Below are 20,907 nucleotides of genomic sequence, written 5' to 3'. Positions count from 1 at the left end.
TTTCAAAGGTTGGAACTGGGTGCGTCTGGCGACTGGGATGGATGGTCATGCCTCCCGAAATGGTTGAACCGATCACCCGACTCGCCCAGAATCTGTTTATCTGTCCACCGGTTCTCTCCCAGCATGCTGCCATCGCCGCGTTCGATGCAACCGACGAGTTGGAGGACAACGTCAGACGATACGCTCGGAATCGCCAGATCGTGCTTGCCGGACTGGCCGAAGCCGGTCTTACCGACGTCGCCCCCGCGGACGGGGCTTTTCACGCCTGGGTCAATATTGAATCACTGAACCTGACCAGCACCGAACTGTCGGCACGGTGGCTGCGTGACATCTCCGTGGCTGTAACACCCGGATTGGACTTCGATGGAACCGACGGCGATCGTCACATTCGGATTTCAGACGCTGAATCTACGGCCGATATAGGCGAGGCCATGGGTCGGATCGTCGAATGGGTGGGCCAAAGGAGCCAGATCTGAAACCGGTGGCGGCTGATACACTGCCCCCGACGCCCTCGTAGCTCAGGGGATAGAGCACCGGCCTCCGGAGCCGGGTGCGCAGGTTCGAATCCTGCCGGGGGCACGCGTCTGGATCCTGCACGGTCGATCGGCCTTCTCCGGTTTCGTCGGTCGGGGTATTGGCCAACTGATGCCCATGACCGCACCTAGCCTCTGGCCACCTGGATTGCCTCCACCGAGCCGTGGGTGCAGAGAAATCCACGTCCGGCGGGTGGGTTGGTCAGGAACCTGGGAACGCTCAAACCGAGCTGGTCGCCGTGGTCCGTTCCGAGGAGCAACACGTTGCCCGAATCCCGTATTCGTCGAGTCCAGTGTGCATACAGACGGGTGGCTTCGGTTGAGCGAATCGCTGCCACCATTGTTACGTTCGGCTGGCGCGTTTTGAGTACGTCTTCAAGTCCTTCTACGAGTTCAGCATCGTCAACCAGTATCAGGATCGACCGGTTGGCTGACACCAGGGCCCGACCCAACTCTGGCACAGCCGCCGGGTCGTCAACGATATGTTCAAATCGTGCCGCATCGCCGAGTGAGGACCGTCGGGGGGTCACCGCCACGAGATGAACTTGCGGGTTGGCCGAGTAGACCTGGCCGGCGATGAGGGCCAGGGTGGTGCTCTTGCCGGAACGGACCGGTCCAGCGACCAGCAGGTGATCGCCGACGTCGAGATCAACTCCGATCTCGGTTAAAAGGCGCTCTCCGATCCCGAGGGGGATGTGCCATGGGCGGGTGACGGTCTGGGCGGAGGTGGGGAGGTCTTCGACGATCCGTGGCATGATTCGAATCGGGGAAACGATCGCCCGGGCAGGAAACTGCAATCCGGAGTGGTCGGTTGCGACCTGGACCATGAGCTCGGATGACACATCGATCCCGCGACCAAAACCGAGCGTTTGCGGATACCGGCCGCGGATGCCGAGTCCGGCATGGTGGGAACGGTCGGCGAAGCTGAACGCCAGCCGCGTGGTAAACCCAATCGCCGCCCTGGTGCGGATGGCTCCCGCCGAGAAGGCGGTGGCGATGACGTGAATCCTGGCGGTGTAGCCCCTCGTGAGGATCTCGGTGAGGGTCTCAAGAAGCGGGGCCAGGTGGAACGGTTCGAAGCTCCTTAGGCAGGCTCCGATATCGTCAATGACGACAATGATGGCCGATTCGGGGCTGGAGGCTGATCTGTTGCGCCGCCTGAGTTCGGCCCCGAGATTCCGGATCAAGCGCGCCTGTCGCTCGAAGTCGTCCGGTTCGATGACGGGTGTGATCCCGGATATGTTGGCGAGTGAATCGTATCGATGGTTTCCGAACCTCAGCACGAATACCTGGAGGTCCTCTGGTATGGAGCAGGCGGACGCGACGGCACTCTCCGCGGCTCGCTCGGGACCGGTTCCCGGCATGCCGTAGAGCGCTAGATGGCCCTTTGAGCGCTCCCAGATGAAGGGTCGTTGGCGTTGTTCCCCTGGTTCGTCGATCAGTCCGAACGCGCCTGAGTCAGCCATGAGCGAGGAGAGTGCGAGCGACTCAGGGAGGGCTGGTGGCCAGGGAGTGCGGGGAGGATTCATCTGGGTTTGGTGGGACGCCGCCTGGACGGCTGCCACAAGTCGCTCCAGATCGGTGGTGCCGGCGCCGTCCTCGCCACCGACGTCCGGACGACGTGGCAATCCAATCGGGTGCAGATCCAACCTCGCAGGGGCCTGGTCCGACGATGAGCAAGTTACCAGAGCGGTTTGGAAGTCGGTCAGTTCCGACGGCCCGAATCGCACATATCCCCGACCGGGGACAGAACGGGGAATCAGGGCGGCGATGCCGTCGTCGAGCACGTCGCGCGAGTCGGCGACGGTTTGGACTCGCAGTGCGATCCGCAGATTCGTATTGGCTCGAATCGTATCCTTGACCACCCCGGCGGGGCGCTGGGTGGCCAGCATCAAGTGAACTCCCAGCGATCTACCTCGGGCAGCGATATCAACGAGAGCATCGATGAACTCCGGTAGGTCACCTGCCATCGCCGCGAACTCATCGACGACCAGGTAGAGGCGAGGCAGGGGTGGCTGATCTGCCGCGGCCTCATAGCCAGACAGATCGCTGGCACCGGCTTGACGCAATACCCGTTCGCGAAAGCCGAGCTCGGCCTCCAGGCAGGTCATGGCTCTGGCGGCCAGCTGATCGTCAAGATCGGTGACGACGCCGACCACATGGGGCAGGTCGGCGCAGGCGTCGAACGCGCTCCCGCCCTTGTAATCGATGAGAACGAAATTCAAACGTTCCGGGTCGACACTGGCGGCCAAAGAGGCGACCAGGGTACGGAGAAGTTCGCTCTTTCCCGCACCGGTCGTGCCGGCGAGCAGGCCGTGCGGTCCGTCGCGGACCAGGTCGATCTCGATGACCCCGGTCGATGAAATGCCGATCGGAGCCGAGATCCGATCAGAGCTTTGACGCCACCGATTGATCACGGTGGTTTCGTCGATGCCGTCTGGTCCGAGGAGATCGACCAGGGCGACCGCCGGGGGAATCGTTCCGTTGGTCGCCAACTCAGGATCGGTGATGCCTAGAAGTGACCGGGCGGCATCGACGCACACTTCGTTGTGGACGAATAGTCCGCTCCCTGCGACAACCGATCCACTTGCCAGATCGGTGACCGTGACGGTGGGATTGGCGACCCGGACGATTTGATCAACGGCGGCCGGTAATTCGTCAGCGTTGCCGGCCGTGACGAGGATGCTCCCGTCGGACGCGGCGAACTCCCGAACGAGTCCAGAGAGCATCGGTTCATACGAACCATCGATCACGACCAAGGTTGGCTCGGACGTGGTGAGTAGCGCTTCGACCGCCTCCCGGGTTACCGCAACCGCCGTCTGGTCCGGGTCGATCTGAGTGTGGGGGAGGAGGGCTGTCCAGGCCCAATGGGGAACCCGGGACGGTGCTGAAGCCACCCTGATGGCGAGATCGGCGGGGCCATGATGAATTGCCAGTTGGGCAATGATGGCCATTGCCGAGGCCCCGACCTGTTCGGCGGGGCCGACGATTCCGACGACCCGACCGGGGCTGAGATCGACGACGATCGGCATCGTGGTGGCCTGGAGGTCCCTGGCCAGCAGTTCGAAGAAGCGTGGGTCGACTGGTTCGCCGCCGATTAGCCGGTTGTGGAACGGTGCGTATCCCACCATGACCTGACCGAAGTCACAGTGGTGGGGTCGCCGTTCCCAGAGTCGCGGGTGCCGAAGGGCGGGCCAACTCAACACGGATGGAAGGTCGGGATGCTGATTGAGAGCCGCCGTCTGAGTCGAGGCGAGCCAGGTCCGAAGTTTCTTGCTGGTTGACGAGACGGCTGCCCGGTAGGCGGCATCGGCTAACCGATCCGTTTTTCGCCCTATTCGTCGTGACTCGATCCAGTTCATTGTCGCCATGACCGGCCCGAGCATCATAAAGATGGCAAACGCTGGTCGTTTCAAGATAACGGTCATCGCTGCCCCGAGAGCCAACGGACCGACGATCATTGTCCAGCGCAGCACGGTCTGCGCCCTGGCTGACACTTCTCGCCGGGGGAGGGCAGGTGGGGCCGTAGACGGGGGCGGAAGCCGGCGGGGCGGGCGGTTGAAGGGTCCCTGGGTCGCCGCGCTTGGCGAGGCGATCGGTTCGTACCGCCACACCGTGGTTGGGTCTGTGACCGACGACCCAAAGGGAATCGGGGCGGAGTCTCCAATCCGTATTCGTTCACCCGCCACATCGAGGCGTTGGTTCAATACGGACCCTGGCGGGTAACGACCCTCGGCCAGACGGATGGTGCGACCTGCGTCGGAGCCTGCCACTGCCACCAGTTGGCCGATGGCAGGAGGATGGGAGGCTGGTTCGGTCGATGAGACGGTGATCCCGTCGGTGATCGGTAAATCAGCCAGGAGCCGATCGGACTCGAAGCGAACCCCGTCGATCCAGAGGTGAGGTCCCCACTGTCCAGATAAGACGGCGGCAATGTTCTGTGCAAGGTGACCGACCGTGGAGGCCGGGCCGAACGTCAGATTCAGGTCGGATGCCTGGCCGTCGTCGAGGACACAGATGACCGCTCTGGTTCCCGGAATCGATTTGGTCCGCACCGTCATGGCTGAAGCTCATCGATCTCCGTTTGGATGTCCGCGATCCAGTACGAGAGCGCAGAGGAGGCCCGTTCGATCACCAGTTTCCACGCCCACGCCTCATTTTGGAGGCCGGCGGTCACCGGGGCGTCGATCGCATTCGGAACGACATTGCGATAGCTGACTACATCGGCTTCGATCGCTGCCAGGTCGCCGCGCAGCATCACGAGTCGGTTCTTCGCCAGTATGAGGGTGTCCCGGTTTGGCATCGTTCGATAGACCGCTGGTCTCCCCGTCGATCATCGTTAGGTGCCTGAGGTGAAATTGAAGGTCTGGGAGACGTTCAACATGGCTTCTTCGTATCCCTGGACGTTGCCCGAGGTGGTGTCCAGATTGGCGAGAAAGGTCGTCATCACCGTCTGGAAGTCGGCGACCAACTGCCCGAAAGTGGCGCACGGTCCGTTCGCCTCGGCGTCTTGCCACAGCCCGCCGTGTCCCTCGTAAAGGGATCGCAGATCCTGAAACGTTTGTTCCATCGTGTTTCGGGTGGTGCCAACCTGGCTGCGCAAGGATGCCATGTACTCAGGGTTGTAGATCGTCTGTGCCATACACACATCTCCTGGTGGTCGCTTCCGGCTCGGAAGTCGCTGTTCTGGTGACAATAACGATATATAACAGTGTGTCAAGATAGTTTGCAATAGTTCATTGTGCACCGTGGGTCGGCTACTCTGCATACCGAGAAAGGGAGAACACATGGGTCTCGTAGACGTGTTGCCGATGAACTGGGAAGGTCGTGCCCTGGGCGGGTGCTCCCTGTCCGATCTGGCAGACACCTACGGAACCCCGCTGTACGTCGTCGATGAGCGCCATGTCGTTGATCGGTTGGCGGCGTTTCAGCGCGCCTTCGGGAGTGACACGGTCACCGCTTACGCCGCCAAGGCGTTCTTCTGTGTTGCGATGGCTGAGCTACTCGCCGCGGCCGGCTGGTGGGTTGATGTTGTGTCCGGTGGGGAACTGGCGACGGCTCTGGCGGGCGGGATTGACCCGGGTCGAATTGTGGTTCATGGCAACGTAAAGACCGACGCCGAGCTCGAGCAAGCCATCGTTGCCGGCGTTGGGCGCATCGTGATCGATGACCCGGCCGAAATGTCCCGGCTCATTGAGATTGCCGCCGGTCGCCCGGTCAGAACCATGCTGCGTCTCAACATCGAACTCGGGGCCGACACTCACCCCAAGATCCGTACCACCGGCTCTGAAGCACAATTCGGTATGAGTGAACATCAGGCCGATGAGGCGATTGCCCGCCTCGGAGCGGTGGCGGGGCACGGAATAACCCTGCACGGTCTTCACATTCACATCGGCTCACAACTACGTGATCCGCAGATACATCGGATGGCCCTCGATCAGGTCATGGCGTTCGCCGAAACACGCCGCGACCGGTTTACAGGCAAGGTGATCGACGTGGATGTCGGGGGCGGATTTGGTGTTCCCTATGTCGACGACGATCCGGTTATTCCAATTGAACGTTACGCCAGGGTTCTTACTGCCGCCGTTGGCGAACATGTCAACCTTCGCCTGATGATCGAACCCGGTCGGTCCGTCATTGCGAACGCGGGTGTGACCTTGTATCGGGCCATGTCTCGAAAGGGAAGCGAGCGACCCTTCCTGGCTGTCGATGGTGGAATCTCGGACAATCCTCGTCCCGCCCTCTACGATGCCCGGTACGAGATGCGGTCGATCACTCGCGCAGATAGCCCACACGACACGCCCTTCCGGGTGGTTGGACGGCACTGTGAAACCAGCGATCGGCTGGGTGAAATGCTGCTTCCAGGGGACACCGTGCCGGGTGACCTTCTCGTGATGCCGGCCACGGGAGCCTATGCCCACGCGATGGCCAGTCGCTACAACATGCTCCCTCGCCGGCCGGTCATATTCGTTGCGGATGGCCAGGCGCGGGTAGCCGTTCCTGGCGAGACACTCGACGATTTGGTCAGGTAAGAGTTTTCGGCCCGGACGACTATTGTGCCGGACGTTCAAGGAGAAACATGTCCACGATTGGTGTAGGAATTCTGGGTGGCGGAACCGTGGGGGGTTCGCTTACCCGACGGCTGCTTGAAGAGCACGAAGTTATCGCCTTGAAATCGGGCATCTCTTTCGACCTCCGTCACGTGGGTGTGCGGAACCTCACGAAACCCCGCCCGTTCGCGTCGGATTCCGGCCTGCTGACCGATGACCTTCAGCGAGTAGTCGACGATCCGGCTGTGCAATTGGTGGTTGAACTCATGGGGGGGCTCGAACCGGCCGGAACCCTCGTCGAACGTGCACTGGCCGCCGGCAAGCCGGTGGTAACCGCCAACAAAGAACTTATGGCTGCCAGAGGATTCGAATTGTTGAAGGTCGCAGAAAAGGCAGGCGTCTCACTGCTTTTCGAGGCGGCCGTGGGTGGGGGGATCCCGATCATCCGACCTCTGTCACAGTCACTGGCCGGCGAGAAGATCACCACGGTTCTTGGCATCGTAAATGGCACCACGAATTACATCCTGACCAACATGACCGAAGCCGGAATGGATTATGCCGACGCCCTGGCTGAGGCTCAAGCGCTCGGTTTTGCCGAGGCCGATCCGACCGCCGATGTCGGTGGCGGAGATGCGGCGGCCAAGGCCGCCATTCTCGCCAGTCTCGCCTTCGGAACCTGGGTGGCCGGTGACCAGGTATATCGGGATGGTATCGAGACACTTGGCGCCAGCGATATTGCCTACGCCCGTCAACTTGGCTACGTCGTCAAACTGCTCGCCATCGGGCAGGCGACCGAGCGCGGTGTATGTGTGCGCGTGCACGCCACGCTGGTCGACGAGGGTCATCCCCTGGCTTCGGTTCGCGGCGCACAAAACGCCATCTTCTTGGAAGGTCCGGCCATCGGTCAACTTATGTTCTCGGGTCCCGGCGCGGGTGGCGAGCCAACCGCCACGGCGGTCCTCGGAGACATGATTGATGCCGGTCGTGAACTCCTGGCCGGGACGGCGGCCACCCCCAAGGTCCAGTTTCAACCGTCCCGACTGGTGGACTTCGCCGAGGTATCGACCAGCTGGTACCTGCGCCTTGAAGTGGATGACAGCCCTGGGGTCTTGGCAACCGTTGCCGGCATGTTTGGTCAGCATGGGGTCAGTATCGGGTCGGTATGGCAGGAAGGCCGTGGTGATGATGCGACGCTGCTCATTGTGACCCACGCCGCTCCTGAACGAGAAATGCGAGCCGCGCTCGATGATCTGGCGAACTATGAAGGTGTCTCACAGGTAGCCGCGGCGATTCGCGTGTACTCGGATGATGCTTGAGCGACCCGGCTATCTGTCAACGCGCGGCGGAGTAGTTGACGCCTCATTTGAAGATGCGCTACTGGGAGGTCTCGCTCCCGATGGCGGACTGTACATTCCATCCATCTGGCCGATGCTTTCGTCGGAGGACCTGGCACATCTCGCCGGGGCTGATTATCCGGATGTCTGCGCGGCCGTGGTGGCTCGCTTCGTTGGGGACACGTTCAGCCCCGAGGAGATCCGGGCGCTCAGCGCCGCCGCCTATGGGAGTTTTCACCACCCGGACATAGCTCCACTGACCGATCTGGGGGATGGGTTGTATTTGCTCGAACTCTTCTGGGGGCCGACCTTTTCGTTCAAAGACTTCGCGCTGCAGTTGCTTGGCCAGATGCTCGATGCCTTGCTTGAGAGGCGAGGGGAGCGACTCACGATTGTGGGGGCTACCTCGGGCGATACGGGGTCCGCAGCAATCGCAGCCCTGGCCAATCGAGCCGCAGTCGATGTCGTTATTTTGCACCCGGCCGGGCGCGTGTCAGAGGTTCAGCGCAGGCAGATGACCACGGTCGACGCCCCCAATGTCCATAACGTGGCCGTCGAAGGAACCTTTGATGATTGCCAGGATCTCGTGAAGGCCATGTTCGCCGATGAGGTGTTCCGGTCCGAGGTGCACTTGTCGGCGGTCAATTCGATCAACTTCGGCCGGATCATGGCCCAGGTTGTCTATTACGTTTGGGCGTATCTCCGACTCGATCAACGTCCGTTCTCAGTAGCCGTCCCCACGGGCAATTTCGGAAACGCCTACTCGGCTTATGTGGCTTCCGCCATGGGGATACCGATCGAGTCGATCATTATCGGAAACAATGCCAATCACGGTGTCAGTCGGTTGATCTCGACCGGGTCCCTGTCCATTCAAGAGGTGGTGCCGACGATCGCGCCAGCCATGGATATTGCCGTTCCGTCCAACTTTGAGCGCCTGCTCTTTGACATCTTGGGCCGGGATGCGCGTCTATTGGCCTCGACGATGGCCGACTTTCGAGCGCGAGGCGTTCTCATCATCCCGGCGCCAGAAATGGCGGGGGCCGTATCGCTCTTCCGGTCGGCATGGATGTCCGATCAGGCCATCGAGGGGTACATGGGTGATTTGTATGGCTCCCACGGCATCATCGTCGATCCGCACACGGCCATCGGTATTGCCGCCGCCCGGATGCGGTCTGACCGTGTCAATGTCCCGGTCGTCGCGGTGGCCACCGCTCACCCTGCCAAATTCGCCGAGACGGTGGAGCGGGCGACCGGGTGCCTTCCCGATGTCCCTGCCGCCCTGGCCGCCCTAACCGGTCTTCCCGAACGGTACGTTTCGCTTCCCGCCGACCTGGCACTCATCGAGGCCCACATTCGATCAGTGGTCGATGTGCGCTAGGACTACCGGCGGTTGGTGGATTCCGAAATATGCGCTAGAGTAGGTGCCGACGCAGTCCTGCGTCACCTCTGAGAAGTCCCTGTGGTTCGATCCATCGATGCGTCGAAATCGGCTCAGGATCCTCCCCACACTTCGAACCGACACACGGTTTCGGAAAGGACACTATGACCAGTCGAGCCGACCTTCAGGGCAAGACGATCAATGACCTCCGGTCGATTGCAACCGCGATTGGCATCGGGGCCGACGGCCTGCAAAAAGCCAAACTCATTGACGCCATTTTGGGCTCTGACAATTTCGACTCGTCCGAAGCTCCCGCGCCGGTTGACCTACCGGCCGCATCACCCAAGGTAGACAGCAACGGTGAATCGTCAGCTACCGATGGCGAATCGAAGTCTGAGAAGACCGCATCCTCCACCGGGCAAGCCCGGCGCAGACCAGTTTCACGCGATACCGACGCAGACTCGGAAGACTCTGGCGACGACTCGGCCGATAACGACCGTGACGACGACGACAACGACGATCAGCAGCCTGGCGACTCCAACAGAAGCCGCAACCGGAACCGGAACCGCAAACGGAGTCGCACCCCCCGCGATAATCAACCAGACATTCCGGAATCTGAGATGGAGATCCGCGAAGGCCTCCTCGACATTCTCCCCGAAGGGTACGGCTTCTTGCGTTGCTCGGGTTACCGGCCCGGCGACATGGACGTGTACGTCTCCGCCAGTCAGGTTCGAAAATTTGGCCTCCGCCGCGGCGACATGGTGGCGGGTCCGGTCCGTCCTCCCCGTTCGCAGGAAAAGTTCGCGGCACTGGTCAGGATCGAGTCCATCTCGGACATGGATGTCGAGACGGCTCGTAAGCGGCCCAAGTTCGACACGCTGACGCCTCTCTTCCCCGATGAGCGGCTCCGTCTCGAAGAAGCGGGCAAGCCGCAGCAGGTGCTGACCCGCATCATCGACCTGATCGCTCCGATCGGCAAGGGTCAGCGTGGATTGATCGTGTCTCCGCCAAAGGCCGGCAAGACCACTGTTTTGAAGGAGATTGCCCAGTCGATAACCGCCAACAACCCTGAGTGTTACCTGATGGTGGTTCTCGTCGACGAACGCCCTGAAGAAGTTACCGATATGCAGCGCTCCGTCAAGGGTGAGGTCATCTACTCGACCTTCGACCGTCCTGCCGAGGAACATACCCAGGTGTCGGAGCTGGCCATTCAGCGAGCCAAGCGGCTGGTGGAGATGGGCCAGGACGTGGTGATTTTGCTTGACTCGATCACGCGGTTGGCCAGGGCACATAACCTCGCGACTCCGGCCTCCGGACGCATCTTGTCTGGTGGCGTCGATTCGACCGCCCTGTACCCACCGAAGCGGTTCTTCGGAGCTGCTCGCAACATCGAAGAGGGCGGCAGCCTGACTATTCTCGGTACGGCGCTGGTCGAGACCGGGTCGAAGATGGACGAGGTTATCTTCGAGGAGTTCAAAGGGACCGGCAATATGGAGCTTCGTCTCGACCGTCGTCTGGCCGACAAACGAATCTATCCGGCGATTGACATTGAAGCATCGGGTACCCGTCGCGAAGAATTGTTGTTCGATCGCGACGAACTTGCCCAGGTCTGGAAGCTCCGTCGGGTCTTGTTGGCGTTGGAAAACGGGGCCATCGAGTTGCTTATCGACCGGCTCAAGAGCACCAAGTCGAACGCCGAGTTTCTGGCCGAGGTGGCCAAGAACTCATAACCGGACTTGCCGTGGCGGTCGAATCGTCAGTTTTCGACTTGCGCGGCATAATTGAGGCAGACAAGGAGTTATAACCCTCATGCGTACCGAAATTCACCCCAATTACATCGAAACAACCGTGCACTGCTCGTGTGGCAACGAGTTCAAGACCCGTTCGACCGTTCCGGCGATCACGGCAGAATTGTGCAATGAGTGCCATCCGTTCTTCACCGGCAAGCAAAAACTCGTCGATACCGGTGGTCGGGTCGAGCGCTTTCAGCGTCGAGCATCCAAAGCGGCTGGGAAGCCGGCCGGATCCCCGGCGGCGGCTCCGGCGGTCGAACCCGCAGTTTCCGAAGAGGCTTAACTCACCAACGTCCGACAAAACCACCGCGCAGGCGGTGGTTTTGTTCATGGAGGAACTATGGGCGCGTCGCCCGAACAAACCGTAGGGGGCCAAGCCGTCATTGAGGGCGTAATGATGCGCGCCCCGAGCGGATGGGCGGTGGCGGTTCGTCTGCCTTCCGGGGCCATAGAGACCCGAAGTGAGGAGCTTCCGAGGCTGTCGTCACGCTCCCGTCTAGCCCGCATGCCGTTTGTGCGCGGTGTCATGGTTCTCGGTGAATCCGTGACGTTGGGAATGCGTGCCCTTACCTGGTCGGCACAGAAGCAGGCTGGTGAAGAAGAAGAAGAACTCTCCAACTGGCAATTGATCGGATCGATGTCGCTGGCGATGCTTTTCTTCGCGGCGGTTTTTATTCTCGGACCTGCCGCACTCGCGGACTGGCTGGCTGGAGATAGTCGAGTTCTCTTCGGTGTCTACGAGGGGGTCATTCGTCTGGTGATCTTCGTGGGGTACATCTGGCTTATCGGGCGGATGGAAGATATCAAGCGGGTGTTCCAGTATCACGGTGCCGAACACAAGACGATTCATGCCTACGAAGCGGGCGAGGCGCTGTCGGTAGAGAATATCCAGAGGTATCGGCCAGAACATCCGCGGTGTGGCACGAACTTCCTGTTGATCGTGCTGCTTCTGGCGATCACGGTGTTCACGATCATCGGCAAAGGCCCCATCTGGTGGCTCATAACGAGTCGCCTGATTTTCATTCCGGTCATCGCCGGTATGTCTTATGAGATCCTCCGCTATGCAGGTCTCTCGGCCGATTCCAGGCTGGGGAGGGCTCTGGCCGTACCGGGACTGTGGCTTCAGCGGTTGACGACCGGACAACCGGACGACGGCCAGGTCGAAGTAGCCGTGGCGAGTCTGATCGCCGCCCTCGATGAGGACTCTGTCGATGCGTTGTTCGCCCGAGGTGACGTTGCGATCCCTCGACCGGCTACCCCGGCCTCGGCCAATGAGGAGGAGTGAGCATGGATGAGACGCTGCTGGCTCGTCTCGAAGAGATCCAGCGCACTTTCGGCGAGGTTGAGAGCGATCTGCTTGACCCCCACATCCATGATGACCCGAACGCCTATGCAGATCTCAGTCGGCGTCATAGTGAGCTTAAAGGGATCGTTGAGGACTTTACGGCCTGGCAGCAAGCCGTCGGGGATCGTGACGATGCAACCGAGCTGGCGGCGCTCGAGACCGATCCGGACATGCGAGCTGAGTTTACGAAGATGGCCGCCGAACGAGCTCAAGCCGCAGATCGACTCGTTGAAGCGTTACGTTTTGGGCTGGTGCCCAAGGATCCTGACGATACGAAAGACGTGATCCTTGAAATTCGCGCCGGGGTCGGTGGTGATGAAGCCGGCATCTGGGCTGGAGACCTCATGCGGATGTATCAACGATTCGCGGAACGTCACAACCTCCGCCTGGAGACCTTGTCGACTTCTGAGGCCGAAGCGGGCGGATACAAGGAGATCTCAGTTGCCGTAAAAGGCAAAGGAGCCTTCGGACAGCTCAAGTACGAGGCTGGCGTGCACCGGGTGCAACGAGTCCCCCGGACCGAATCTCAGGGGCGAGTGCACACGTCGACCGCGACGGTTGCGGTGCTTCCGGAAGCTGAAGAGGTCGAACTTGAGTTGGACATGAACGACGTGAGGGTCGACGTCTTCCGTTCCTCAGGACCGGGCGGGCAGTCGGTCAACACGACGGATTCGGCGGTGCGCCTCACGCACGAGCCAACCGGTGTGGTGGTCTCATGTCAAGATGAAAAGTCTCAGTTGCAGAACAAGGAAAAGGCGTTTCGCATTTTGCGGGCTCGCCTCTACGAAGCCGAGCGCGAACGACAGGCTGCCGAATACTCCGAGCACCGTCGTTCCCAGGTGGGCACCGGGAACCGGTCTGAGAAGATCCGGACTTACAACTACAAGGACAACCGGGTTACCGATCACCGTATCGGCTTGACCATCAAACAGCTCACCTCGATTCTCGATGGCGATCTTGACGAGTTCGTCACCCAGTTACAGACCGAGGAGATGGCCAGTCGACTCGCCGACGGCGACTGATGCGACTCCTCACAGCTTTACTTTTGGTGATTGCACTGGTGGCTTGCACGCCCGGTGGAGAACGCGATGTTGACCGATCGTCGGTCGGGCCCACTGCGACCGCCGGAGCGGTTTCCATCATGTACCCTCCCGCCGGGAACGCCCTGGATTTGACCGCTGATCAATTGATCAGCGGATGGAGTGAAATACTTGAGACGGAACTGGGCGCCCCGCCGGCCGTGCTCTTGGATGGCCGGATTGAAGCCGGGGCCGGAAACGCTCCCATTTCGCTGGAGGCGGTCGTGGCGGATCAGGCGGTCTCGGTCGTGCAGTTGGCGCTGATCGCCGGTTCCGGCGACGACGATGAGTTGCGCTCCTCGGCGGCCGTACTTGCCTTTCTGGGACTCATTCTGCCCGAAGGGTCAGGCGCGAGCTCTGTGGATACTGCATTCGGCGAGTTGGGGTTCGGTGAGAACGGGACGCTGTTCGGCTTGGCTGAAACTGAATACTCGTTTGGCGGGGTGACGGTCTACCGGGCTTCGAATGAGGACACGATTCTGCTCGGTGTGGTGGCGTCCCCATGACTACCAGAGACGTCCTGGCGGCCGCCCGTCTGCCCCGTCACGAAGCCGAACGACTGCTGATGAAGGTGACGGGTAGGTCTCGATCCGAAGTGATCATCGGAGTGCCACTCGATGATGACACGGCCATTGCCTACTCTTTGTTGTGTCGGCGTCGACTGACTGGAGAGCCGATCCAGTACATCGAAGGGACGATTCCCTTTGCCTTATGCGAGATTGCGGTCGACAACCGGGTGCTCATTCCGCGACCGGAGACGGAATACCTGTGGGAGCTGGCTTCGACGCTTCCGGATGAGCCTCCGGCTCTTATCGTCGATCTGTGCACAGGGAGTGGCGCCCTGGCCATCGGCCTGGCATCGGTCTATCGGGACGCTGAGGTGGTCGCCTCGGACATCTCAGAGGCTGCCCTGAGCCTCGCTCGCGATAATGCCCTGGCCAACAGCACCACGGTCCGGTTCTTTGCCGGCGACTTGTTTGATGCGCTGCCAGAAGAAATGGGAGGCCGGGTGGATCTACTAGTCGCCAATCCGCCGTATGTGTCAGATACCGAAATGTCTGAATTGCCATCCGAAGTGGCCGACTGGGAACCCCCCCTGGCTCTGGCTGCCGGAATCGACGGACTTGACGTCATCCGACGGCTTCTCGCTGGGCTCCCCGATTGGTTGTCAGAGACCGGTTGGTTCTTCATCGAGGTCGGATCCGCACATGCGATCGAAGCGCTGGCTCTGGTACCACCTGGCCTTCAGGCGCAGGTGCGACGCGACCTCACCGGGCGGGACCGGTATCTGGTAGGTCACAGATCGTGAATCTCGTTTCCGTTGATGGAGCGGTTGAGCTGCTCGTTTCCGGAGCAATCATCGGGATACCCACCGATACGGTATATGGCCTGGGAGTAGACCCGGGCAACCGCCTTGCCATTGACCGCCTCTACGTTTTGAAGGGGCGTCCGGTCGATAAACCAATCGGTCTCCTGGCACATGTTCCTGAGGCGCTAGATGGCTGGGCGACAATGCCCGATTGGGCGGTCGAGATGACCGAGCGCTACTGGCCGGGACCGCTTACCTTGGTTTGTCAGTCGGGCCCGTTGCTCCCCGAAGGAATTGGAGATCCCGTGCGGCATACGGTCGGGGTGCGGGTTCCCAACCATGATGTAGCCCTGACACTGCTCGAGAGGACTGGCCCGCTGGCGGTAACCTCGGCGAACCTCAGTGGGCAACCGGAGGAGTGTCACTCGCACGAATCGGCCCATGTTCTGCTGGGGTCGGCCATCGAAGGATATCTCAAGGGGCAGGCGGTCATCGGCCTGGCTTCGACGGTTCTCGATGTGACCGGTCCGGAGCCGGTTGTCTTAAGGCCGGGACCGGTAGCTCCCTGATCAGATCAGGCGAAGCTCATACACGTTGGTTTCTCGACGTTCGAAACCCATCGCTTGGTAAAGGCCGTTGGCGGCTTCGCGCGATGGGCGAGAGGTGAGACCGATGGCCTTGGCCCCGCTGGTTCGGGCTCGTTCGATGGCGGCGTCGGTCAACAGACGCCCGATACCCATGCCCCGGGCTGATTCGGCAACAACCACATCTTCGATTCGAGCTCGCACGCCGGTCGGGCTGCGAAAAATGATGAGGGTCAACGACCCCACAATTGTCCCATCGTCTCCGGCGATGAACAGGTGGGTATTCGGATCGGCGATGATCGTGGCGAGCGCTTCCTTCGTTGGGGGTGGGCTCGACGATGACAACTGCGGTATCAGCTCTGAAAACGCGTCAACAAGTCCGTCGGTTACCGAGGTGGCTTCGAAGATCATGGCGCCAGTCTACGTCCGTAAAGTTGGCCGCCGCGCCATGAGACCGCCTGAGACCGGCCGGGACCGGGTGTCCAGAGGAACCCCTCATGTCTGGCGGTCGATCCGGTTTGCGGATAATCCTATTGGCGGGTCGGCGACCGGCCTCTGCGCCGATGGTCAACCGCTGCGGAGCTACGTCTCGTCAATCACGGTGCCGCCAAGCACCTGATCGAGCGAGCCGGCCAGGGTGTACGAGTAGTCCCATTGGGCGAGCTGGATGAGGGCGCCGTTGGTGCTTTTTGGATGGATAAACAGCTCGCTCCACATCTCGGACTCGCTGAACCCGGTGACGGCGATGCCCGCCGTTTCGCAGAGCTCTGCTGCCTGCTTGAGGTCGGACACTTTCAGCGTCACATGGTGCATACCGGGCCCGCGAGTATCAAGGAAGCGGCGCAGGAAACTGGCGTTGGTGAGGGGAGCGAGGTACTCAACTTTGCTTCCGTCTGGCAGCGTGAACTGGGCCCAGCGGAACTGGTTTCGTACATGGTCGGCCCCGTCGTAGAACGTGGCGCCGAGCATGTCGAGGAGAGGGAGGGCGTCCTCGATCCGTTCCACGGCGTAGGCAACATGGTCGAACCGTTCGATGAGGTGGCCTATCGAGTCCATACCAGGACGTTAGACCGTGACGGTGACGGGCGCTGGTACGATCACGGTTTCGCCGCCAAGTGGAGTTCTGACCATGATTGACAACCGTCCACTCGAACAGGTCGACCCTGAGATGGCCGCTCTGATCCGCAAGGATCTTGAACGCCAGAACACTCATCTCCACCTGATTGCTTCTGAAAACTTCGCATCGCGAGCGGTGATGCAGGCGACTGGTTCGGTGTTCACGAATAAGTACGCCGAGGGTTACCCGGGCCGTCGTTACTACGAGGGTTGTGAAGTGATCGACGAGATGGAGGAGTTGGCCAACGCCCGAGTTCGACATCTATTCGATGCCGAGTACGTCAATGTGCAGGCTCACTCGGGTGCTCAGGCAAACATGGGCGTGTACTTCGGGCTCATCGAATTGGGCGCCACCGTCATGGGAATGTCTCTTGATCAGGGTGGGCATCTCACCCATGGCTCGCATGTCAACTTCTCGGGGATGTATTACAACTTCGTTTCGTACGGACTCGACCGCGAAACCGAACTCATCGATATGGATGAGGTACGAAGGATTGCCCTCGAAAGCCGTCCCAAGATTCTTCTGGCCGGGTACTCGGCCTATTCACGGCATCTCGACTACGAGGCGTTTCGTTCGATCGCCGACGAGGTCGGTGCCATTTTCATGGTCGATGCCGCTCATTTCATTGGCCTGATAGCCGGTAAGGCCTATCCCAACCCGGTTCCGATCGCTGACATCGTGACCGGAACCACCCACAAAGCCTTCCGGGGAGCCCGGGGAGGTTTGATCATGGCCAAGGAGCAGTTCGGAAAGGCCATTGACAAGGGCGTCTTCCCTGGTGCTCAGGGTGGTTCTCTGTACAACCAGATTGCCGGCAAAGCAGTGGCCTTCCACGAGGCTGCCCAGCCTGAGTTCCGGGCATACGCCGCCCAGGTGGTGGCCAACGCCAAGGCAATGGCCGAGACCTTCATCGACGAAGGGGTTCGCGTGGTTTCTGGAGGTACCGATAACCATCTCATCCTGGCGGACCTTCGATCGGTCGATCCCGATCTCACCGGTAAGCATGCCGCCACGATGCTCAACGAACTCGGCATCACGATGAACCGTAATTCGATTCCCTTCGATCCCCGGCCCCCGTTCGTAACCTCAGGTATTCGCATGGGGACGCCGGCGATAACAACCCAGGGCATGGAGGAAGCCGACTGTCGAACTGCGGCTCAGCTCATTTCACGGGCCGTTCACCACTATCAGGACGAGGTGGTTCTGGCCGATGTCAAGCGAGAGGTGGCGGCGTTGGCTTCGAAGTTCACGCCATACGAGTCCGACTTCTCAGGTCACGTATAGGCGATCGCCAGGCAACCTCTGCAGGGGGTTGATTCAGCATGGAGTGCCGGCGGGCGGTGGTCACGTTACGAGTGGGGCGAGTCAACGGGTCAAAAACCCCGTTGACCTCCGTTGAAGGGGCCAACCAGGCCGGCCTCGAACTCGGCGACGGTTGGGCCGCCCAACCGGACGAGCCGTCGGTTCCCGTACACGTAGGTGGCCATCAGGAGTGGGATGATCGTTGGCCACGACGTCAGGACCTTGGTCGCCGCCAATGCCTCGGGTCGCCCGGTGGCGTACAAAAACCATTGCAGGCCCGCCCGTGCTGCGAAGTAGATTGCCCATACGCCGGTCACCGCCGTGTAGGCGGGTCTGACATCTGGCCGCCAGTACCACGCCAGTGGCCAGCGCCGTTGTGCCCAACTGGACCAAGCCGCCAGTGGGCGTCGGGCGACCATGCTCACGATGGACACGACGGCCATCAGCCCCGTTCCGACGATTCCGGGCAGGAAGAAACTCTCGGCCCGACCCGACCGGAGAGCCAGAAGAGCGGCCAATCCGATCGCCGGTATGCCCCCGAGGGCATAGAACACCTTCTGGCCCTTGCGAACTCTCCAGGCCGCTACGCCACCTCCAACGGCCAACGCGGCGACAGACGCCGCGCCGAGATTCGTCAACGCGTTGACGGCCACAAAGGCAATCGGGGCCAGGAACGAGTCCCCGACCGTGCGATCACCGACGAATAGGCCTCGTAGATCGGAGCGCAGGTCATCCCAAAGGTGCTCTTGTGTCATCACAACCAGCATACGGAGCGGTCAGCCGTTCGGATCGACCTCACGCCGGGCGAAGGGGTCGCCGCTCGTCGGTGGAGCGTCACGTTCTACCGTTCCGAGAGTGGGTGGTGGGGGAGGTGGGAGCATCGCCGTCGGAACGAAGTGTCTCGCCTTGGTAAGGAGTGCGAAGGAAGCGCCCCCCAAGCCGAGGAAGCTCCCCAGGTAGGGGTCGCTTGAGATGTTGGGATCGGCCACCAGCCCATACGCGAACCAGACGACCGCGGCCATGAGCGCCAGGACTGTCAGAAGCCCGGCCCCGCGATAGACATTGATCGCTTTGTGGAAAACCCCGACGAGGGCCACGACCCCCAGTGCCACGGCTGCGCCGGCGATGGCCACGATGAAGCCACCCATGAAACCACTCATCGTGAAGGAACGTTCGTGCCGAATAGGATCATGCCTTGAGATCATACGGGTATCTGCGGTTGGGCTGATGGTCGACTTGCGATGGTCCATTGGTCCCTAGCCAGGTTGGCAGCGCGGCGCGATAGTGTAAGCACAGGCAAAGAGGCTTAGTGCGGAACCCGGGTACGGTCCCACCCCTTACAGGTGAATGCCCACTCCTCCCGGAATCGCACAGGCGCCGAACCCCCGGTATTCCGGGGTTCGGCGCGTTGATCCTGCTGCCCCCAAGCGACGCTTCGAGGTCGTTTCGAAACGACCCCTAGTGGAACCCCCGGCTCGAATGGGTGGTGTCACCCCTGGTCAATTGGATCGTCAGGGTCGATGCTCTCAGTAGACGAGAGGGAGACCGACCATGACACCGACAGTCACCGAACAACCGCCACCCCTTCCAGGACAACGACCACCACAGAGGCGCCCTGCCAATGATGACCTCTGGGACACGATCCTTACCGGAAAGAACCTGTTTCGCGTTGGCTTGGCCCTCGTTCTGCTCGGCCTGGTCTTCATGTTTCGTTACGCCGTCGAAGCTGGTTGGGTCACGGCGGCCGCCCGGGTTGGCCTCGGTGCGGCAGCCAGCGTTGCCATGTTGGGGCTCGGAGCGAAACTTGTTCCGAGCCGGCGGGGTTTCGGCACGTTGTTGGCCGGGGGAGGCGTCGCCGGTCTATACCTGACGGGCTATGCCGCGTTTGAGTGGTATTCACTGACCACCGCATCGTCGGCGTTCATCCAGTTGGTCGTCGTTTCGACTTTGGGTATCGGACTGGCATTGTTCTGGGACGCCGAATCGCTCGGAGTTGCGGGCCTGGCCGGGGCGTTGATTGCGCCGTTGGTGTTGCCGGGCCGGATGCTCCAGGGCTCGGGCGACGCCTTCTACTTCCTCGCCATTCTCGGAGCTGCCGTCGCTCTGTTTCTTATCCGCGAATGGGTCGTCCTGTATGCAACGACGTTCGTCATGGCCGTCGTGGTCGTTGGTTTTGAGGTCCTCCGAGCCGCGCTGGATTTGGGAGGCGCCTCTCTTCTCGAAATCGATGTCATGCTGGCTGGCATCGTTGTTGCCTTTCTCGTCGCCCCTTCGATCGCCAGGTTGGTAGGAACCGTTTTGGACAATCGCTTGTCCCTTGGTGCAGGAGCAGTTGGCCCGGTCGTCTTTGCCATCGCCTACCTCGCTCACGCAGGCGAGTCAACGGTCCTGGCGTCCACGGCCTTTGGACTCGCCGGCCTTCATGCATTGGTGGCGTTTTCGATGAGAGACGACGATGCCCTAGGGGTTACGCACGCTCTGGTTGCGGCCGCCCTGGCCACCGTTGGCTCGACCGTGTTGCTCGATGGTCCGGCCGCGGTACTCGCCATCACCGTGATTGCGGCTGCCGTGACCATCATCGGCTTCCACTCAGAGGCAGTAGGGCCCAAGTGGGCCGGTGGCCTGGCGCTGGCCGGGGCGGGGTATCTCAATATCGCCACACTGGTCGACCTTGGCGGGTCGGGTGACTCGGTTGCCCGGGTCGCTGTCATCGGAATTATCGGACTCGTGGCAATCGCACTAGACCGGCAAACCGGCTCTGACGCCATGGTCGGGAGAAACTTCGCGGCGGGGTACGTGTACCTGGCCGGCTTTCTTGTTGGTCTGATAGACCTGGCGACGTACAGCCAGGCGCTCACCACTGCGGTCTGGAGCGCCATTGCCGTCGGTCTGATCGTGTACGGCAGCGTGGCGGAGCGCAAGACCATCATGCGCCTCGGCCTCGGCACCATGGCGGGAATTCTCGTGAAGGTCTTCCTCGTCGACCTTGCCACCGTCGAGACGATCTGGAAGATGGCCCTGTTCCTCGCCCTTGGCGTGGTTCTCTTGATGGTCGGATTCTGGATCTCCAACGAGGATTGACC

20 protein-coding genes and 1 tRNA gene are annotated in these 20,907 nt (G+C 61.2%); 14 read left to right on the top strand and 7 right to left on the bottom strand.

The genetic code is table 11. From position 1 onward, the window contains the following. Positions 1 to 47 precede the first annotated feature (47 nt). Positions 48 to 476, top strand: coding sequence for an aminotransferase class I/II-fold pyridoxal phosphate-dependent enzyme (locus JJE47_11505; GenBank protein ID MBK5268047.1), 429 nt, complete (start codon positions 48 to 50; stop codon positions 474 to 476). A gap of 31 nt (positions 477 to 507) precedes the next feature. Continuing rightward, positions 508 to 579 (top strand) — tRNA-Arg (locus tag JJE47_11500). A gap of 82 nt (positions 580 to 661) precedes the next feature. Here JJE47_11500 and JJE47_11495 read toward each other — a convergent pair. The 3 genes from JJE47_11495 to JJE47_11485 are packed head-to-tail and all read right to left on the bottom strand — an operon-like array spanning position 662 to position 5,175. Further along, the gene (locus JJE47_11495; GenBank protein ID MBK5268046.1) at positions 662 to 4,594 is read right to left on the bottom strand and encodes a hypothetical protein; all 3,933 of its coding nucleotides are present in this window, start codon (positions 4,592 to 4,594) and stop codon (positions 662 to 664) included. Beyond that, positions 4,591 to 4,836: a hypothetical protein gene (locus JJE47_11490; GenBank protein ID MBK5268045.1), complete on the bottom strand. Its 246-nt coding sequence runs from the start codon at positions 4,834 to 4,836 to the stop codon at positions 4,591 to 4,593. The genes JJE47_11495 and JJE47_11490 overlap by 4 nt, the downstream gene beginning before the upstream one ends. 36 nt (positions 4,837 to 4,872) lie before the next feature. Continuing rightward, positions 4,873 to 5,175, bottom strand: coding sequence for a hypothetical protein (locus JJE47_11485; GenBank protein ID MBK5268044.1), 303 nt, complete (start codon positions 5,173 to 5,175; stop codon positions 4,873 to 4,875). Between the two features lie 145 nt (positions 5,176 to 5,320). On the opposite strand from JJE47_11485, the gene lysA reads away from it, so the two are divergent. From lysA to JJE47_11435, 10 genes are all read left to right on the top strand, one after another. Further along, the gene (gene lysA, locus JJE47_11480) at positions 5,321 to 6,565 is read left to right on the top strand and encodes a diaminopimelate decarboxylase (GenBank protein ID MBK5268043.1); all 1,245 of its coding nucleotides are present in this window, start codon (positions 5,321 to 5,323) and stop codon (positions 6,563 to 6,565) included. Between the two features lie 47 nt (positions 6,566 to 6,612). After that, on the top strand, positions 6,613 to 7,899 hold the full coding sequence (locus JJE47_11475; protein ID MBK5268042.1) for a homoserine dehydrogenase: 1,287 nt from the start codon (positions 6,613 to 6,615) through the stop codon (positions 7,897 to 7,899). Continuing rightward, complete coding sequence (locus tag JJE47_11470; GenBank protein MBK5268041.1) at positions 7,892 to 9,295, top strand: threonine synthase; 1,404 nt, start codon at positions 7,892 to 7,894, stop codon at positions 9,293 to 9,295. Before JJE47_11475 ends, JJE47_11470 begins: the two co-directional genes overlap by 8 nt. 164 nt (positions 9,296 to 9,459) lie before the next feature. Then, entirely contained in the window at positions 9,460 to 11,025 is a 1,566-nt protein-coding gene (gene rho / locus JJE47_11465) for a transcription termination factor Rho (GenBank protein MBK5268040.1), read from the top strand. A 79-nt stretch (positions 11,026 to 11,104) separates the two neighbouring features. Further along, positions 11,105 to 11,371: a 50S ribosomal protein L31 gene (rpmE, locus tag JJE47_11460; GenBank protein ID MBK5268039.1), complete on the top strand. Its 267-nt coding sequence runs from the start codon at positions 11,105 to 11,107 to the stop codon at positions 11,369 to 11,371. A gap of 57 nt (positions 11,372 to 11,428) precedes the next feature. After that, positions 11,429 to 12,373 (top strand): DUF1385 domain-containing protein, encoded by a 945-nt coding sequence (locus tag JJE47_11455; protein ID MBK5268038.1) that lies wholly within the window; start codon positions 11,429 to 11,431, stop codon positions 12,371 to 12,373. Between the two features lie 2 nt (positions 12,374 to 12,375). Then, complete coding sequence (gene prfA / locus JJE47_11450) at positions 12,376 to 13,455, top strand: peptide chain release factor 1 (GenBank protein ID MBK5268037.1); 1,080 nt, start codon at positions 12,376 to 12,378, stop codon at positions 13,453 to 13,455. A gap of 26 nt (positions 13,456 to 13,481) precedes the next feature. Next, positions 13,482 to 14,018 carry a hypothetical protein gene (locus tag JJE47_11445; protein MBK5268036.1) on the top strand — a complete coding sequence of 179 codons (537 nt, stop codon included), beginning with the start codon at positions 13,482 to 13,484 and terminating at the stop codon, positions 14,016 to 14,018. After that, positions 14,015 to 14,821: a peptide chain release factor N(5)-glutamine methyltransferase gene (prmC, locus tag JJE47_11440; GenBank protein ID MBK5268035.1), complete on the top strand. Its 807-nt coding sequence runs from the start codon at positions 14,015 to 14,017 to the stop codon at positions 14,819 to 14,821. Before JJE47_11445 ends, prmC begins: the two co-directional genes overlap by 4 nt. Continuing rightward, entirely contained in the window at positions 14,818 to 15,390 is a 573-nt protein-coding gene (locus JJE47_11435) for a threonylcarbamoyl-AMP synthase (GenBank protein MBK5268034.1), read from the top strand. Before prmC ends, JJE47_11435 begins: the two co-directional genes overlap by 4 nt. Here the strand turns inward: JJE47_11435 and JJE47_11430 are convergent, their stop codons facing one another. Together JJE47_11430 and JJE47_11425 are read right to left on the bottom strand one after the other, a co-directional pair. Next, positions 15,391 to 15,816, bottom strand: a complete 426-nt coding sequence (locus JJE47_11430; GenBank protein MBK5268033.1) for a GNAT family N-acetyltransferase — start codon at positions 15,814 to 15,816, stop codon at positions 15,391 to 15,393. A 171-nt stretch (positions 15,817 to 15,987) separates the two neighbouring features. Continuing rightward, positions 15,988 to 16,461, bottom strand: coding sequence for a VOC family protein (locus JJE47_11425; protein ID MBK5268032.1), 474 nt, complete (start codon positions 16,459 to 16,461; stop codon positions 15,988 to 15,990). 73 nt (positions 16,462 to 16,534) lie between these two features. Here JJE47_11425 and JJE47_11420 point away from each other — a divergent pair, with 73 nt between their 5' ends. Then, positions 16,535 to 17,806: a serine hydroxymethyltransferase gene (locus JJE47_11420; GenBank protein ID MBK5268031.1), complete on the top strand. Its 1,272-nt coding sequence runs from the start codon at positions 16,535 to 16,537 to the stop codon at positions 17,804 to 17,806. An 89-nt stretch (positions 17,807 to 17,895) separates the two neighbouring features. Here JJE47_11420 and JJE47_11415 read toward each other — a convergent pair whose 3' ends face one another. Then, the gene (locus JJE47_11415; protein MBK5268030.1) at positions 17,896 to 18,579 is read right to left on the bottom strand and encodes a DUF3159 domain-containing protein; all 684 of its coding nucleotides are present in this window, start codon (positions 18,577 to 18,579) and stop codon (positions 17,896 to 17,898) included. 21 nt (positions 18,580 to 18,600) lie between these two features. Continuing rightward, positions 18,601 to 18,984: a hypothetical protein gene (locus JJE47_11410; GenBank protein ID MBK5268029.1), complete on the bottom strand. Its 384-nt coding sequence runs from the start codon at positions 18,982 to 18,984 to the stop codon at positions 18,601 to 18,603. A gap of 391 nt (positions 18,985 to 19,375) precedes the next feature. Here JJE47_11410 and JJE47_11405 point away from each other — a divergent pair, with 391 nt between their 5' ends. Continuing rightward, complete coding sequence (locus JJE47_11405; protein MBK5268028.1) at positions 19,376 to 20,905, top strand: DUF2339 domain-containing protein; 1,530 nt, start codon at positions 19,376 to 19,378, stop codon at positions 20,903 to 20,905. Positions 20,906 to 20,907 lie beyond the last annotated feature (2 nt).

The sequence above is a fragment of the Acidimicrobiia bacterium genome (assembly GCA_016650365.1).
Classification (GTDB): domain Bacteria; phylum Actinomycetota; class Acidimicrobiia; order Spongiisociales; family JAENVV01; genus JAENVV01.
This window is presented reverse-complemented; position numbering and strand designations above follow the sequence as displayed.

Coding starts and splice junctions, on each gene's coding strand:
- rho (MBK5268040.1), top strand. CDS start 9,460: ATGACCAGTCGAGCCGACCTTCAGGGCAAGACGATCAATGACCTCCGG.
- JJE47_11455 (MBK5268038.1), top strand. CDS start 11,429: ATGGGCGCGTCGCCCGAACAAACCGTAGGGGGCCAAGCCGTCATTGAG.
- JJE47_11425 (MBK5268032.1), bottom strand. CDS start 16,461: ATGGACTCGATAGGCCACCTCATCGAACGGTTCGACCATGTTGCCTAC.
- rpmE (MBK5268039.1), top strand. CDS start 11,105: ATGCGTACCGAAATTCACCCCAATTACATCGAAACAACCGTGCACTGC.
- JJE47_11470 (MBK5268041.1), top strand. CDS start 7,892: ATGCTTGAGCGACCCGGCTATCTGTCAACGCGCGGCGGAGTAGTTGAC.
- prmC (MBK5268035.1), top strand. CDS start 14,015: ATGACTACCAGAGACGTCCTGGCGGCCGCCCGTCTGCCCCGTCACGAA.
- JJE47_11490 (MBK5268045.1), bottom strand. CDS start 4,836: ATGCCAAACCGGGACACCCTCATACTGGCGAAGAACCGACTCGTGATG.
- JJE47_11415 (MBK5268030.1), bottom strand. CDS start 18,579: ATGACACAAGAGCACCTTTGGGATGACCTGCGCTCCGATCTACGAGGC.
- JJE47_11410 (MBK5268029.1), bottom strand. CDS start 18,984: ATGAGTGGTTTCATGGGTGGCTTCATCGTGGCCATCGCCGGCGCAGCC.
- JJE47_11420 (MBK5268031.1), top strand. CDS start 16,535: ATGATTGACAACCGTCCACTCGAACAGGTCGACCCTGAGATGGCCGCT.
- JJE47_11475 (MBK5268042.1), top strand. CDS start 6,613: ATGTCCACGATTGGTGTAGGAATTCTGGGTGGCGGAACCGTGGGGGGT.
- JJE47_11430 (MBK5268033.1), bottom strand. CDS start 15,816: ATGATCTTCGAAGCCACCTCGGTAACCGACGGACTTGTTGACGCGTTT.
- lysA (MBK5268043.1), top strand. CDS start 5,321: ATGGGTCTCGTAGACGTGTTGCCGATGAACTGGGAAGGTCGTGCCCTG.
- JJE47_11405 (MBK5268028.1), top strand. CDS start 19,376: ATGACACCGACAGTCACCGAACAACCGCCACCCCTTCCAGGACAACGA.
- JJE47_11495 (MBK5268046.1), bottom strand. CDS start 4,594: ATGACGGTGCGGACCAAATCGATTCCGGGAACCAGAGCGGTCATCTGT.
- prfA (MBK5268037.1), top strand. CDS start 12,376: ATGGATGAGACGCTGCTGGCTCGTCTCGAAGAGATCCAGCGCACTTTC.
- JJE47_11485 (MBK5268044.1), bottom strand. CDS start 5,175: ATGGCACAGACGATCTACAACCCTGAGTACATGGCATCCTTGCGCAGC.
- JJE47_11505 (MBK5268047.1), top strand. CDS start 48: ATGCCTCCCGAAATGGTTGAACCGATCACCCGACTCGCCCAGAATCTG.